Source organism: Dankookia sp. P2, from assembly GCF_050632255.1.
Lineage (GTDB): Bacteria > Pseudomonadota > Alphaproteobacteria > Acetobacterales > Acetobacteraceae > Paracraurococcus.
The window spans coordinates 684,773-698,987 of sequence record NZ_CP192581.1; the positions used below are offsets into that span (position 1 = coordinate 684,773).

The following is a 14,215-nucleotide window of genomic DNA, read 5'->3' on the forward strand; positions in this document are numbered from 1 at the left end:
GATGGCGTCCAGCTCGAGCGCCAAGCCATGCCGGATGGTATAATCATGATCTCGCGCCCCAGGCACCGATCCCAAGCCCGGCGGCGCGGAAGCCGGCGACCGCGGCCGCATCCAGCTCACCGACCGGCAGGCCGATTTCCGCCGCGTCGCAGCTGCGGCCGAGGGCGATGGCGCCACGCAGGCCCATGCCGCGCCAGGGCTTGGCCTCCAGCAGCAGCACCGTCCGCAGCAGGCCGCCGGCAGCCGCAAGCTCGGCGGTGGTGGAGGGCTGGAAGCTCATGGCGACGGTCCGCCCGCGCATGCCGGCAGCGTCCAGCACCGCAAGGCAGGCCGGGACGATGCCGGGATAGGGGCGGCCCTCGGCATCAGCCTTGACCTCCAGCCGCAGGAGGCGGCCGGCGTCGCGGGTCAAGGCGGCGGCCTCGGCCAGGGTCGGCGGCGGCTCCCCTGCGGTGCCCTTCACCCTGACCTGGCGGAGCTTGGCCAGGCTGCGGGCGCGCACCGGGCCGGTCGAATCGGTGGTGCGGTCCAGGGTCGCGTCATGGATGACCACGACCGCACCATCAGCTGAGAGATGGACGTCGAGCTCAAGCTGCTCGGCCGGCAAGGCCAGGGCCTGGCGAAAGGCGAGCGCGCTGTTCTCCGGCCAGAGGAAGGCGCCGCCGCGATGGCTGGCGATGTCGGTACGAGGCATGCAGCGGATCCTAGCAGTGCATCCGCCGCAGGGTCAGGGCCTACCCCTCCAGCAGCCAGACCGAGAAGAGCCGCCGCGGATCGCTCCACATCACCGTGGCGCGCCAGCCGGCCGCCCGGGCCAGCGACTCCAGACCCTCCGGCCGGTACTTGTGGCTGCTCTCGGTGTGGATGGTCTCGCCTTCGGCGAAGCGGAAGCTCCGCCCGGCCAAGTGCACCACCTGCGGCCGAAGCGCGGCCAGATGCATCTCCACTCGCTCCAGCGCCGAGTTCCAGACCGCGCGATGGGCAAAGCCGGCGAGGTCGAAATCCGCGCCGGCCTCGCGGTTGAGCCGGTGCAGCAGGTTGAGGTCGAATGCGGCGGTTACCCCAGCGGCGTCGTCATACGCCGCCTCCAGCACGGCGACCTCCTTCACCAAGTCGGCACCCAGCAGCATCCGCGAGCCCGCGCCTAGCGTCGCATGCGCCCGACGCAGGAAGGCGGTGGCCTCGGCCGGCTCGGAAATTGCCGATGGTGGAACCGGGGAAGAAGCCCAGCCGCGGCGCCACGCCGAGCCGCTTCGGCAGGGCGAAACCCTGGGTAAAATCGGCCACCACCGGCAGCACCGGCAGGCCCGGCCGCGCCGCGGTGACGCGGGAGGCCGCGGCCTCCAGCCATTCGGGCGCGATATCGACCGGGACATAGGCGGCGGGGGCGTGCAGGCCGGCCAGCAGCAGCTTCCGCCTTGGCGCCATCGCCGGGGCCGGATCCCACTACCGCGGCGCCCGGGCCGATGGCGGCGGCGATAGCCTCGGCCTGCTCGGTCAGGATCTTGGTCTCGGTCCGCGTCGGGTAGTATTCGGGCAGCCGGGTGATCGCCTCGAACAACCGCGCACCCTCGGCGTCGTAGAGCCACTTGCACGGCAGCGTCTTGCGCGGGGCGGAGAGGCCGGCGAGCGCATCGGCGACCAGCGCGGCGCGCTGCGCCTCGGCCGCGTCGCGGGCGAGCGCCCCGCTCACGCCGCATCCTCCGCCAGACGAAGCGTGCTGAACTGCCAACGCGCCGCGGGCGGGAAGAATTGCGGTAGCTTGGCCGGGCATGGCCCGGCGGCGTGGCCAGCGAGCCTCCGCGCAGAACCATCTGGTTGATCATGAACTTGCCATTGTACTCGCCAACCGCGCCCTCCCAGGGGCGGAAACCGGGATAGGGAAGGTAGGCGCTGGCGGTCCATTGCCAGCCGATGCCAGCGGCATCGCGGAAGCCGGGCAGCGCGGAGGCCACCTCCCACTCCGCTTCGGTCGGCAGCCGCTTGCCGGCCCAGCGGGCGAAGGCCTCGGCCTCGTACCAGGAGATGTGGCGCACCGGGGCGGCGGGATCGACCGGGCGGAGGCCGGCCGGGGTGTACTGAAGCCAGCCGCCCTCGCCGCGCTGCCAGTACATCGGCGCCTCCCAGCCCTCGGCGACGCAGGCAGCCCAGCCATCGCTCATCCAGAGGGTCGGCGTGCGGTAGGCAGCATCGGCCATGAAGCCGAGCCAGTCGGCATTGCTGACAAGCCGGTCAGCGATACGGCAGCCGACCATCCAGGTGCAGTGGCGCGGCGTCTCGTTGTCAAAGGCGAAGCTGGCGCCGCCATGGCCGATCTCGGCGACGCCCTCCGCCAGGTCCAGCCAGAGCGGCACGCCGGTTGTCGCCCGCGGCTCCTGCCAATCGGGGTCGTAGGCCGGCAGCAGAGGGTTCTGGAGACAGCGCATGCAGGATGTCGGTCAGCAGCAGTTCCTGGTGCTGCTCCTCGTGCTGCAGGCCGAGCTCGACCAGCGGCAGCGCTTCCGACGGTAGGTCGCGCAGCAGCGCCGCCATGCCGGCATCGACATGCGCGCGGTAGGCCGTGACCTCTGCGGCAGAGGGGCGGGTCAGCATGCCGCGCCGTGGCCGGGCATGTCGCGGCCCGGCAGCCTCGTAGTAGGAGTTGAACAAGAAGCCAAAGCGCTCGTCGAAGCGTCGATAACCCGGCAGGTGCGGGATCAGCAGGAAAGTCTCGAAGAACCAGGTGGTATGCGCCCTGTGCCACTTGGCCGGGCTGGCATCCGGCATGGACTGGATGCACTGGTCCTCGGCCGAAAGCGGCGCCGCAAGCGCCTCGGTCCGCCCCCGCACCGCCGCAAAGCGCGCCTTGGTCGGGTTCGAACTGCTCGCCGGGCTGCGGGTCTGGATGAGGTTCATGCGCGCTCCTAGTGTTTGCGGCCGCAGATAGGGACCCGATCTAAGGACCCTGGGGCCGGGCGCCTGGCGGGGTGCAAAAGCCGCCCGAGCCTGTTGGTTCCGGGTTCCGTCATCCCGGCTTCGTTCCTGGGGAGTGGAACGTTACTGCGCGCAGTCCCGAAGGACGCCCCGGAATCTCGCTCAGGCGATTGTCAGTCCTGGCAGCGGCAGCGCCAGCCGACCGTTCCAGCGGCATTGGCGAGTGAGCGCCGCCCGCACTGCCGGTGCCGGGGTGCCGTCCAGCACCAGCATCAGGTCCGGCCGCGCCTCGTCCAGGGCGGCGGGCGGCAGGATCGGCACTTGGCTGCCCGGCAGCTCGAGCCCGCCCTCCCCGACCTCCGGATGCACGGTGAAGCCGAGCAGGCCGGGGCCAAGCTCCGGTCGCCGCGGCCAACGTTGCCGCCGCGCTGCCGGCGCCGTAGCCGGCGACCACCCGCCCCTCCCGCCGGGCGCCGACCAGTAGGTCGAGCACCGCGAGCCTCGCCTCGGCCACCGCGACCGCGGCGCGATGATAGGCGGCGGGGCCTTCGAGTCCGGCCGCCCGCTCCGCCTCCCGCCGCATCAGCACCGTGCCGGCGACCGGCTTGGTGGCATCCTCCTCGTGCCGGACCAGGAGGCGGAGCCAGGGGCCGGGACCCGGCAAGGATCTGACCTCGAAGAGCACCAGCCCGTGCTGCCAAAGCAGCATCTCGGCGACTAGCAGCGAAGGCAGCGCCGGCACCGCGTGGCCCAGCAAGTCGAAGCGGTTGGCGGCGAGCCGCGCCATGAGGTCCGGGATGTCGAACACGGCGACACCGCCCGGGGCGAGCAGGGCGCGGACCCCGGCCAGCGCATCGGCCAAGTCTGGTGCCGTCGCCAGCAGGGGGCCGGCCAGCAGCAGCACCGGCGGCGGCAGGGCCTCGCGCAGGCGCAAAGCGCTGAGCGCGCCGGTGGGCACCGCCTGCGCCGGGATATCCCGATCACGGAAGGGGGCCAGCACGGCAGCGTCGAATGCGGCAACCGGCGTGCCAGGGCCAAGCCGCAGCCGAGTGGCGATGATGCCGGCGAAGCCATCGGCTGGGCGTGGCGCCGGGTCGCGGATCACCGCCCCACCGGAGGCGAGCTGCACCAGACGACACTCATCGCAGACGAAGGCGCGGAGCGGTGCGCAAGCGACGGCGCGGACGCCCACGGAGACTCGCACGGGATCAACCGAGAGCGGCACCATGCCAAGATCGGCGACCTCCTCGGTCAGCGTTGCGCCGCAGCCCCGGCAGATCTGCCTCTGCCCCGGCCCGAACGGGTCCAAGCCGTCTGCCTCCCGATGGATGTCCCGCTCCGGAGAAGCCCCGAGGACCGGGCGGCGTTGCATCACAGCGACGTCGCTTGTCCACACCATGCGCGCCAGGCGTTCCGCAGCGCCGCGGCCAGCGCCCTGCCGAAGCGCGGCGCGTCGCAGAGCGGCGCGGCGGCGACCCGGGCCCGCAGGCCGGTACGCAGGGCGGCGAGCCGCGGCAGGTCGCGGGCCCGTTCGATCGCCAGGGCGACATAATCGGCCTCGGAGGCAGCGACCCAGTCCGGCAGTCCGATATTCGCCAGGTGGCTCAACGCGTGCCGGGCACAGAAGCTGTCCCCCGCGAGCGCCACCACCGGCACGCCCATCCAGAGCGCCTCGCAGACCGTGAGGCCGCCGGCATAGGGGAAGGGGTCGAGGGCGATGTCGATCCCACCATAGGCCGCGAGCAAGGCTTGGTGCGGGATGCCACCTTCGAGCGCGACGCGGCCTTCCGGCAGGCCATGCGCCACGAGCCGCGCCCGGACCCGGTCGCGCGTTGCCGCCTCCCCAGCGCATGGGTGCGGAGGACGAGGCGGGCGTCGGGCACTGCGGCCAGGATGCGGGCCCAGGCACGCAGCACCAGCGGCGTCAGCTTGGCCAGGTTGTTGAAGCAGCCGAAGGTGACATGGCCGCGGGCAAGCGCCGGCAGCGGCGCGACCGGCGGTGCCGCCTGCGGCGGCAGGTAGCAGGCATAGCCATCCGGCAGCCGCAGCAGGCGCTCGGCGTAGAAGGCGTCAAAGCCAGCCGGCGTCTCCCAATGGTCGGTCAGCATCCAGTCGAGCCCATCCAGGCCCATGCTGCCGGTCTGCATCCCGACCCATTTGATCGCGACCGGCGCCGGCTTGCGCTGCAGCAGCCCGGGCCGGCCGCCATCGCCGTAGCCGCCGAGGTCGAGCAGGATGTCGATGCCGTCGACCGCCATCATCGCGGCGATCGCCGCATCGTCCAGCGCGCCCACCTCCCGCCACACCGCGCAGCGGGCGCGGAAGCGGCCGGCCATCGTGTCGCCGCGTGGCTTGAGGCTGTAGGCAACGAGTTCGAACTCCGCTTCCGGCAGGGCTTCGAGCCCCGCCAGCGTCAGCCAGCCGACCGGGTGCTGACCGAGCCCGCCCGAGAGCAGGCCGACCCGCAGCCGCCGGTCCGGATCGCGCGGTCGGGCCGGCGGCGCCGCGGCGCGGCCGAGCCGGGCGGCGACGGCGCGGCCGGCCGCAAGCAGCGCCGCGGCATGGCCGCTCTCCGGGTGGTAGGGCAGCACCGCCATGCGGTTCATCAGCGCCTGGGTACCGCCGGCGGGATGCGCCACCGCTGCCTCGGCGACCTCGAGCGCATCCGCTTGCTCACCAAGGGCGTTCAGCGCCAGGGCTTGGTTCATCAGCAAGATTGGCTGCGGGCCGAAGGCACGGATCGCCTCCTCCAGCACTTCGAGCATCGCCGAGACGCGGTGCGACTTCCACAGCACCGTTGCCAGCCGGTTGCGGAGATCGAGGTCCCCCGGCCGGGCGGCGATGGCGGCGCGCAGCAGCGGCTCGGCCTCCTGCCCCCGGCCCGCATCGGCCAGCGCAAGGCCCAGCGCTGCCCGAATCTCAACCGCATCCGGCGCCAGCATCGCGGCAACGCGGAGTTCCGCCAGCGCATCCGGGTGCCGCCCGGCGGCGCCGTGCAAGCTCCGCCGCCGCCACCGCCAGGCCGGCGGCCGAGGGATCGGCTGCCGCGCGGGTGGCGACATCGACCAGCGCCGCCTCCGACCCGTCGCGGCGCAGCAGCGCGCGGGCCAGAAGCCGCGCCGCCCCGGCATGCGCCGGGCGACTAGCCAGCACCGCCTCGGCATTGGCAATTGCTGCCGGCAAATCGTTCAGCCGCAGGGCGAGCCGGGCAGCCGCGACCTCCAGCTCCGGCTCCTGCGGGTCGAGCAGTCGGGCCTGGGCGATCCGGGCGGCGGCGGAATCGATGCGGCCGGCTTCCTCCTCGAGCGCGGCAAGCGCGGCAAGCGCCGGGACATGCTGCGGGTCGCGCGCCAGGGCGGCGTGAAAATACGCCTCGGCCCGCGCCACCTCGCCGCGCAGGCCGGCGATGGTGCCAAGCCGGAAGGGTGGCTCGGCATGGCCGGGCAGGGCCTGCGCCGCGGCCTCAAGCGCCGGCACGGCCTCAGCCAGCCGGCCGAGCTGCATCAAGGCAAGGCCAAGATTGAGCGGGGCGAGACCGCCCCCTCCCCGGCCGCCGCCGCGTCTTCGAGCAGTGGCACCGCAACGGCTGGCGCCCCGCCGGCCAGGGCGGCGAGCCCGGCGGGCCAGCCGCCGCACTCAGTGGTAGGCCGCATGCGCCGCCACCAGCAGGCCGGGGATGCTCGCCTCGCCGTCACGGCGCAGCGCCTCCTCGTGGCATTCGAGCGGCGGTAGCCCAGCCTCGGCTAGGCAGCCCGCGATGTAGTCGGGAGCATGGGCGTAGCGGCCGGACGCGCCGAGCCGCCAGCCAGCGCCGGGTTCGCCCCGCTCCAGGCTGAAGATCAGCAGTCCGCCCGGCGCCAGGCGCTGGCGGCAGAGCGCCAATATCTCCCGCAGGTCGCCGAGGTAGCAGAAGACATCCGCGGCGGTGATCAGGGCATAGGTCGCCCCGTCCTCCCGCAGCGCCGCCGTCAGATCCGCCTGGCGCAGTTTGGTGTAGAGCCCTTTTGCGGCGGCCTGTTCCAGCATGCGGCGCGACAGGTCGACGCCGGTCAGCGGGCCTTGCAGGAGGTCGGACAGCGCCACCCCCGCCAAGCCTGTACCGCAGCCGAGATCGAGCACCGGGCCAAGCCGGGCCTGCCCTGCCGCGACCGCCGGCAAGAGCCTTTCCACGGCGCGGCGGATCAGCCCGGGCACCCGGTAGCCGAGCCCCAGCAGCGAGGCCTCGAAATGCGGCGCATAGCCATCAAACAGCGCGGCGACATAGCCTTCCGGCGCGCGATCCGGCGCGGCGCCGCCGCTGGCCGCGGCGAGATGCGCGAGGTAGTGGCTTGCCGGCGAAAGGCGGGCGGCGGCAGCGAAGTGCGGCCCGGCCTCGGCCAGCCGGTCCTGGCTGACCAGGGCATGCGCCAGCACGCTGTGCACCGCCGCCTCGACGGTGCCGCGGGCGAGCGCGGCGCGGGCCAGCCGCTCGGCCTCCGGCGCGTCGCCGGCCAGCAGGGCGGCCTGGGCACGCAGCGCGGCAATGCCCGGCATCCAGGGTGCCTGTCGCTCGCAATGCGCCAGCAACTCGGCCGCGGCGTCGTGCCGGCCGGCGCGCATGAAGGCCTGGCCGAGCCGCGCCTGCAGCACGGCATTGCCGGGATCGGCGCGCCAAGCCTCGCCGAGGAACCAGATCGCCTCGTCGTGCCGGCCTTCCTCGAGCAGGGCGGCGGCGAGCAGCAGGCGGCCGGCAGGATCGGCAGGCGCGGCCATCACCGCGGTGGCGGCATCCTCGGCGGCGGCGGCGTGCCGGCCGCGGGCCAGGCGGATGCGGGCACGCAGGCGGTGCAGCCGCGCGTCTCCCGTCGTTCTGGCCAGGGCGGCATCGGCGGCGTCCTCGGCCTCGTCCAGCCGCTCTAGTTGCAGCATCGCCTCGGCCCGAAGCGCGGCGGAGGCCGGGGCGGCCAGTCGGGCAAGCCGATCGAGCATCGGCAGCGCCTCCTCGGCCCGGCCATCGCGCAGCAAGGCGCGGGCCTGCTCGGCCAGGCGGTCGGCGAGCGGCGCGGTCACCCCCAGAGGCCCGCGGCGAAGAGGTCGTTCATCTCGGCGACGAAGCCGAGATCCGGCGTGGCTTGGTCGCATTCCCGCAGCACCGCCAAGGCGACGCCGGCGATCTGGCCGCGCAGGGCGGGCGGCAGGGCATTGGTCGGGTCCATCACCGCGGCATGCACGGCGTCCCAGAGACGGCGATTGTCGGCGACGGCGCGGGCCCGGGCGAGCGGTTCAGCCTGCTCGGCGGCGCGGATTGCGCGGGTCGCGCGGGCAAAGACCTCGGCCTCCATCTGCTTCGTGGTCATGCGGCGGCGGTAGGCCGCGGCGCCGGCGGCGGAGACCGTGGCGGGTTGCGGCTCGGCCGCGGAAATCTGTTCGGACATGCGCAGCAATCCTTGCTGAATCGCCGCTCTGCGGCTGGACTCGCTCACCGCTCCGCGGCTTGGCACGCTTCCCGCTCCGCGGCTTGACACGCTTACCGCTCCGCGGCGGGGATCACCTGGCTTGCGGGCGCTGCCACGACGGCAGGAGTAAAGGCGTCGGCCGGCATCCTGCCGGCGGGAGACGGCTCCCCGCGCCTTGCGGGTTTGGCGACGCGATGGGCCTTGGAGGTTAGCGGAACAGGCTCAGCAGGGTCTGCGGCGCCTGGTTGGCGATCGACAGTGCCTGGGTGCCCAGCTTGCTGGCAGATCTGCAGCGATTGCAGCTTGGCGGATTCCTTCGCCAGGTCGGCATCAACCAGGGCGCCGAGGCCGCCTTCCTGCGCGTCCATCTTGGCTTTGTTGTAGGTGATCTGGCTGTCGATGAAGTTGGCGTAGGAGCCGAAGTTATTCAGCTGCGTCAGGGTGTTGCTGATCGCGGTGGTGATCGCGCCGCCCGTGGTCAGCGCCGCGGCGGCGGAGCCGGCGGTCCAGGAATTGGCCGCCGACACGCCGTTGAAGACATTCGTCAGGGCGGAATAGCCGTTGAAGCTGTAGGTCACGCCGGCCCCGTTGCGCACCACCGTATTGGCCAGGGTGGAGACGCTCTCATCGAGGATGTTCTTGCCGTTGTAGCCGGCATCCTCGATGAAGGCCTTGATGTTGTTGGTGAGCTCCTTGGCCTGCGCCTGGTACTGAGACTGCTGGTCGGCGGTGATCGTCTGGTCGGCCAGCTTGACGACGATGGTCTTCAGCTTCTTCAGCGTCTCCCCGACATTGGTCAGGCTGGCATTGGTGACGTCGAGCAGCCCCTTCACGCCGCCAAGCTGTTCGTTGGCCGAGGCGGTGGCCGCGATCTCGCCCCGCACGCGTTCGGCCACCGCATAAGCGGCCCCGTCATCCTTTGCGTCGGCGACGCGGAAGCCGGTCGAGATCCGCTTTTGGGTCGCGGTCAACTCGTCCGCGGTCTTGTTCAGGGATTGCAGCGCGACCATCGCGCCGACATTGGTGTTCACCGAGTTCAACGGCATTCGGGTTTTCCCCTCCGGTCGTCGGATCCCGGGTCGTCCGGGACCACGACGGCACCCTGCCCCGGCGCCGGTGAAAGCCGAGTTAAGACCGGAGCAGGACGCGCCGCGAAGGGTCAGGCGAGCAGGATATGGCTTTCCGGCACCGCGCCGACGCCGGGCAGGGTCACGTAGCCCTCGCCAGTGTTCCAGGCGATGCCGAGACCGGGCGTCGCACTCGTTTGCCAGGTGATCAGGCTTTCGCGGGCGATGCCTGTGAAAGTCAGCGTATCCACCGCCGGGTCGAAGCCCTCGATCACGGCATGGCCGGAATCGGGCCGGATCACCCAATTCTCCGCCGCGGCGCTGGCTGCATAGTTGCCGCCAGCGGCGTCGACCGAGACGTTGGCGCCACTAGTAACCGATGCCGCGGCGATTGCGGCACCGCCGCCGACCGCCAGCCCATGCGCGTCCACCCAGATCGGCATGCCGGCATTGTCGTAGACCGCATGGCCCTGGCCGCTGCCGTTGGACGCTTCCAGCCGGCCATTGCCCCAGCCGTAGAACAGCTTGGCACCGGCCGGGATCAGACCGTTGAAGGATACGTACATCGTGTCCGGCGTGCCGATCGCCAGCGCCGCGGCGCCGCCGTCCGTTGCCTTCCCGTCCGGCCCGAAGATCGTCCAGCCGACGCCCTGCGCCGCCGCGGGATCGAGTGCCGCAAGGCTGCTGGCGGCGTCGAACTGCACCTTCAGCATCAGCTGGTTGGGCGCGGAGACGGTGGCGGCGATCACCTGTGGGCCGAGATTGTCGATATTGCCGCCGGACAGCGCCACCGGGGAGCCGGGCTTGGCATAGGGCGCCCACTCCTCGGCCAGCGAGGCGGCGATACGGATCGCGGCGACCCGCTGGTCCTCGAAGGACATGTGCGACCCGCCGAAGGCCGTGGGGTTGTCCCAGGTCATGTCGGCATCCTGGATGCGGGCGGCAATGCCGGCATTGAAGGCCGGATCGGCCGAGAGCTCCTCCATGCCTGCGCGGATCGCCTGGTGCCCGGTGCCGCTGCCCCCGTTGTAGGGAATGGCGCTGACGAACAGGTAGGGCAGCGTCGCGGCGGACTGGCCGAAGGCGCCACGCACCAGCGCGGCGTCGTAGCGGACACCGCTTTCCCAAAGGGCAGGCGTCAGGGCACTGAAGGCGCTGTCGTATTCGCTATGCAGCCAGACCACCGCGGTGGGCTGCGCCTTCTGCGCGGCGGGCAGGCTGTTGATGTAGTTCAGCAGGCCTTGTTCCTGCGCTCCCACCTGCCATCCGGCAGCTGTCAGGCTCACCCATTCGGTCAGGAACGAGGTCCCGCTATAGACCGTGTTCCCGCCAGGAGCATCGTGCTGGTATTCCAACGTGACGGTATCGTTCACGCCGTCGAAGCCGAGCAGGGACTGCACGCGACTTACCAGAATGCCACCATTGAAGGCGCCGAGAAGAAAAGCGTTCGACTGACCGCGCAGCAGGATATTCAGATTCACCATGGACCTCGTGCATCGACACAGGCACCAGGGTTGGCCTGCGGCGTCGATGCTGAGGCATCCTAAGGATTGCAGCCAAACGCGTCCGTGTGAGCGATTACTCGTTACTTGTGTCCGGTCGAGTTCGCGTGAACGGATATTCCCACCATCCGGTCAGAAACCCTGGATCGACAGGACGAGCTCGGCCAGACCCCAGAAGCCCAGCAAGCTGACGATACCGATCAGGCTCGCCTCCTGCACCGCATCCAGGCCACGGATCCAGCGCCCGGTAGCGCGGGAATGCCGACGGGCGGCGAGCCGCATCTCGGCGGTGGCGGAGCCGGCCCGGCTGGGGCGCGGCGGGATGGCGAAGCCGGCATCGGCGAAAGCATGGGTCTGCATGACCCGAATAGGAACAAAAAGAGAACCTAAGCGCAAGAGGAAAAGTTCACTCTCTGTTCACCAGATGCTGCCGCTGTCGCGGACCCAAGGCAAGCGCAAAGCGCGTCCCGGCGGGACCGGGCCAGCGCCGGCCGAACCGGCGATTTTCGCCAGCCCGCCGGGTGCTCCGGCCCGGTGCATGCGGTAGGCTGCCGCCCTTCAAGGGTGGGAATGAACATGAACCTGCACAGGATGCTCCGGGCGCGCGCGGCGGCAGGCACGCCGGTGACGGTTGGGCTGATTGGCGCCGGCAAATTCGGGTCGATGTTCCTCGCGGCCTCGCAGCGCACGGTGGGGATGCAGATCGCCGGCATCGCCGACCTCTCCCTGCCGCGCGCCCGGGCGGCGCTGGCGCGGATCGGCTGGCCCGAGGCGAAGTACGGCGCGCCCGACCTCGACGCGGCGCTCCGCACCGGCGCGACCGCGCTGACCGAGGACGCGATGGCTCTGATCGCCGATCCCAGGGTCGAGGTCATCGTCGAATGCACCGGCCACCCGGCCGCCGGCATCCGCCACGCGCTCGCCGCCATCACCCATGGCAAGCACATCGTCATGGTGAATGTGGAGGCTGATGTTCTCGCCGGGCCGCTATTGGCGGAAAAGGCGCGGACGGCTGGAACCGTCTATTCGATGGCCTATGGCGACCAGCCGGCGCTCGTCTGCGAGATCGTCGACACCCTGCGTGCCGAGGGCTTCAACGTCGTCGCCGCTGGCAAGGGCACCAAATACCTGCCGGCCTACCATGCCAGCACGCCGGCCACGGTCTGGGGGCATTACGGGCTGACCCAGGATCAGGCGAAGCTCGGCGGGATGAACCCGCAGATGTTCAATTCCTTCCTCGATGGCACGAAGTCCGGCATCGAGATGGCGGCGATCGCCAATGCGACCGGGTTGCAGCCGCCGGACGATGGCCTCGATTTCCCGCCCTGCGGCACGCACGACCTGCCGCGGGTCTTCGCCGGTTCGACCGGGCGGGTCGAGGTGATCTCCTCGCTGGAGCGCGACGGGCGGCAGGTGCAGGGCGACCTGCGCTGGGGCGTCTATGCGGTGTTCGAGGGCGAGACCGACTACATCCGCCGCTGCTTCTCCGAATACGGCGTGGCGACCGACCCGAGCGGGCGCTACGCGGCGCTGTGGCGCCCCTACCACTTCATCGGGCTGGAACTCGGCGTTTCGGTCGCCTCGGCGGCATTGCGGCGGGAGCCGACGGGGTCGTCGGAGTCCTGGCGCGGCGACGTCGCCTCGACCGCCAAGCGCGATCTGGCGGCCGGCGAGGTGCTGGATGGCGAGGGCGGGGCAATGGTCTGGGGAAAGTGCATTCCGGCCGAGCGGTCCCTGGCCGTCGGGGCGCTGCCGATCGGCCTGGCGCATGGCGTGCCGCTGACCCGGGCCGTGAAGGCGGGCAGCTTCGTCACCTATGCCGATGTGGCGCTAGACGAGGCATCGGAAGCGGTGCGGATGCGGCGGGCGATGGAACAGGCGGCGCGGCCGGCGAAGGCGGCGGAGTAGCAAAGGAGGCGTTGCCTCCTCTGGACACCCCCACCAGGGTGCCGCGCGCCCTGGACCCGGCAAGGGTTCAGGGGCGGAAGGCCTGTAACAGCGCCGCGGCCGAAGCGAGGCGGTCGGGGTGGCGTGCCATCTCCCACAGCGCCGACCAACGGGTGCCGAAGCCGGGCTCGACGCAGCGGCGGGATTTGTCGCGCAGCGCGGCTTCCGGATGCGGGCGGTTAGGGTCGCCGGGGGTGCCGATGACCTCGCGCCGGCGGGTCGTGCCATCGGTCAGGCGCAGCGCCACGCGGCAGACGCGCTCGGCTGGCTGGCGGGCGGTGAGCGCCGGGTCTTCCCGCACCGTGACCTTCGCAGCCAGGCCGCGGGTCGCCGGATCGGCGATCGCGGCGGGAGAGAAGGCCTCGATCCAGGCGCTGCCAGAGACGATCCGCGTCGCCACGGTGAAGGGGATGGAGAAGCGCCCTGCGATCGGCGCGACCGCGGCGCGTTCCGCAAGGAGCGAGGCGGAGGCGAAGGTCTCGACCTCGATCGCCGCGATGGCGTCCGGCCGGACCGGGGCTTCCGCGAGCAGCAGCTCGATCGCCTCCAGCGCGCCCTGGGTTTCGCGGCAGCAGGAATGCAGCTTGAGGAAGCTCTCCAGGATGAACCAGCGGCCGGTGGAGCCGTCGTAGGCGGCCTGGTCCCACGCCTCGCCGATGACCCGGCCGAAGACGACGGGGATGCCGCCCGGCTCGCCGGTGATCCCGGCCCCGGCCAGGTCCACCGCCAGCAGCCCGTTCTGCGCCGCGGCGCCAGCATAGACGTTGCGGACGGACCCGCCGCGCAGCGACGCGGTGGCGCTGGTGGCAAGGCCGAGGCTGGCGGCGATGTCGAGCGCCCTCCCGGCATGCTCGGCGTCAAGGCCGCGCAGGCTGGCGACCGCGGCCGCGGCGCCGATCACGCCCCAGGTGCCGTGCGGATGCGCCGCGGGCCGCAGGCGCATGGCATGGCCGACGCGCGAGCCGGCCTCGTAGCCGGCGATGCAGGCGGTTAGCAGCGCCTCGCCCGTGCAGTCGCGACCGGCGGCCTCGGCGAGCGCAGGAGCGATGGCGTGGATCGCGGGATGGCCGCCGGCGGGGTAGTTGCCTTCGTCGAGCTCGGCTGCGGTGCCGGCCAGGCCGGTCAGGAAAGCGGCCATGGGCAGCGGCGCGGCGACCGCGGTGCCCATCAGCGACACACCGCCACTCGCGTGGCGCGCGGTCATGGTGGCGACTTCGGCGTCGCGGTGGCCCACGACGATGGCACCGATGGTGTCGGCGAAGATCAGGCCCGCATGATCGCGGACGTTGGGCGGGATCGCATGCATGGATATAAGGCTCGCCGCTCACCTCGATGCGCGCAAGACCCACAA

The 14,215-nt window shown here is 71.7% G+C and carries 14 protein-coding genes and 4 pseudogenes; 1 reads left to right on the forward strand and 17 read right to left on the reverse strand.

From position 1 onward, the window contains the following. Nucleotides 1-43 precede the first annotated feature (43 nt). The 16 genes and pseudogenes from ACQ86J_RS04035 to ACQ86J_RS04110 all read right to left on the reverse strand — a co-directional run bounded on the left by ACQ86J_RS04035 (nucleotide 44) and on the right by ACQ86J_RS04110 (nucleotide 11,277). Nucleotides 44-694 (reverse strand): glycerophosphodiester phosphodiesterase family protein, encoded by a 651-nt coding sequence (locus tag ACQ86J_RS04035; RefSeq protein WP_431270117.1) that lies wholly within the window; start codon nucleotides 692-694, stop codon nucleotides 44-46. Between the two features lie 40 nt (nucleotides 695-734). Then, the gene (locus tag ACQ86J_RS04040) at nucleotides 735-1,130 is read right to left on the reverse strand and encodes an L-histidine N(alpha)-methyltransferase (protein WP_431272280.1); all 396 of its coding nucleotides are present in this window, start codon (nucleotides 1,128-1,130) and stop codon (nucleotides 735-737) included. Next, nucleotides 1,075-1,428, reverse strand: coding sequence for an L-histidine N(alpha)-methyltransferase (locus ACQ86J_RS04045; RefSeq protein WP_431272281.1), 354 nt, complete (start codon nucleotides 1,426-1,428; stop codon nucleotides 1,075-1,077). The genes ACQ86J_RS04040 and ACQ86J_RS04045 overlap by 56 nt, the downstream gene beginning before the upstream one ends. Nucleotides 1,429-1,471: 43 nt before the next feature. Then, nucleotides 1,472-1,774 (reverse strand): annotated as a pseudogene (locus tag ACQ86J_RS04050) (L-histidine N(alpha)-methyltransferase); the annotation flags it as partial. Nucleotides 1,775-2,006: 232 nt separating this feature from the next. Further along, nucleotides 2,007-2,354 (reverse strand): annotated as a pseudogene (locus tag ACQ86J_RS04055) (SUMF1/EgtB/PvdO family nonheme iron enzyme); the annotation flags it as partial. Then, nucleotides 2,284-2,895 carry a DinB family protein gene (locus ACQ86J_RS04060; protein ID WP_431270118.1) on the reverse strand — a complete coding sequence of 204 codons (612 nt, stop codon included), beginning with the start codon at nucleotides 2,893-2,895 and terminating at the stop codon, nucleotides 2,284-2,286. The gene ACQ86J_RS04060 and the pseudogene ACQ86J_RS04055, both read right to left, overlap by 71 nt. A gap of 109 nt (nucleotides 2,896-3,004) precedes the next feature. Next, the gene (locus ACQ86J_RS04065; protein WP_431272282.1) at nucleotides 3,005-4,042 is read right to left on the reverse strand and encodes a hypothetical protein; all 1,038 of its coding nucleotides are present in this window, start codon (nucleotides 4,040-4,042) and stop codon (nucleotides 3,005-3,007) included. A gap of 51 nt (nucleotides 4,043-4,093) precedes the next feature. After that, nucleotides 4,094-4,312, reverse strand: a pseudogene (locus ACQ86J_RS04070) (hypothetical protein); the annotation flags it as partial. Beyond that, nucleotides 4,285-4,719: a hypothetical protein gene (locus ACQ86J_RS04075; RefSeq protein WP_431270119.1), complete on the reverse strand. Its 435-nt coding sequence runs from the start codon at nucleotides 4,717-4,719 to the stop codon at nucleotides 4,285-4,287. The pseudogene ACQ86J_RS04070 and the gene ACQ86J_RS04075, both read right to left, overlap by 28 nt. Before the next feature lie 281 nt (nucleotides 4,720-5,000). Beyond that, nucleotides 5,001-5,855: pseudogene (locus tag ACQ86J_RS04080) on the reverse strand (tetratricopeptide repeat protein); the annotation flags it as partial. Beyond that, complete coding sequence (locus tag ACQ86J_RS04085; RefSeq protein ID WP_431272283.1) at nucleotides 5,833-6,390, reverse strand: tetratricopeptide repeat protein; 558 nt, start codon at nucleotides 6,388-6,390, stop codon at nucleotides 5,833-5,835. The gene ACQ86J_RS04085 and the pseudogene ACQ86J_RS04080, both read right to left, overlap by 23 nt. Nucleotides 6,391-6,549: 159 nt before the next feature. After that, nucleotides 6,550-7,962 carry a tetratricopeptide repeat protein gene (locus ACQ86J_RS04090; protein ID WP_431270120.1) on the reverse strand — a complete coding sequence of 471 codons (1,413 nt, stop codon included), beginning with the start codon at nucleotides 7,960-7,962 and terminating at the stop codon, nucleotides 6,550-6,552. Further along, on the reverse strand, nucleotides 7,959-8,327 hold the full coding sequence (locus tag ACQ86J_RS04095) for a flagellar biosynthesis regulator FlaF (protein WP_431270121.1): 369 nt from the start codon (nucleotides 8,325-8,327) through the stop codon (nucleotides 7,959-7,961). Before ACQ86J_RS04095 ends, ACQ86J_RS04090 begins: the two co-directional genes overlap by 4 nt. Before the next feature lie 92 nt (nucleotides 8,328-8,419). Further along, a complete protein-coding gene (locus ACQ86J_RS04100; protein WP_431270122.1) occupies nucleotides 8,420-9,394 on the reverse strand; it encodes a flagellin in 975 nt (324 codons plus the stop codon). Between the two features lie 113 nt (nucleotides 9,395-9,507). Further along, nucleotides 9,508-10,899 carry a hypothetical protein gene (locus ACQ86J_RS04105; protein ID WP_431270123.1) on the reverse strand — a complete coding sequence of 464 codons (1,392 nt, stop codon included), beginning with the start codon at nucleotides 10,897-10,899 and terminating at the stop codon, nucleotides 9,508-9,510. A gap of 150 nt (nucleotides 10,900-11,049) precedes the next feature. After that, the gene (locus ACQ86J_RS04110; protein WP_431270124.1) at nucleotides 11,050-11,277 is read right to left on the reverse strand and encodes a hypothetical protein; all 228 of its coding nucleotides are present in this window, start codon (nucleotides 11,275-11,277) and stop codon (nucleotides 11,050-11,052) included. Nucleotides 11,278-11,508: 231 nt separating this feature from the next. Between ACQ86J_RS04110 and ACQ86J_RS04115 the strand changes: the two genes are divergently transcribed. Further along, complete coding sequence (locus ACQ86J_RS04115; RefSeq protein ID WP_431270125.1) at nucleotides 11,509-12,825, forward strand: NAD(P)H-dependent oxidoreductase; 1,317 nt, start codon at nucleotides 11,509-11,511, stop codon at nucleotides 12,823-12,825. A gap of 67 nt (nucleotides 12,826-12,892) precedes the next feature. On the opposite strand, the gene ACQ86J_RS04120 is transcribed toward ACQ86J_RS04115, so the two are convergent. Further along, a complete protein-coding gene (locus ACQ86J_RS04120) occupies nucleotides 12,893-14,170 on the reverse strand; it encodes an MmgE/PrpD family protein (RefSeq protein WP_431270126.1) in 1,278 nt (425 codons plus the stop codon). Between the last annotated feature and the right edge of the window lie 45 nt (nucleotides 14,171-14,215).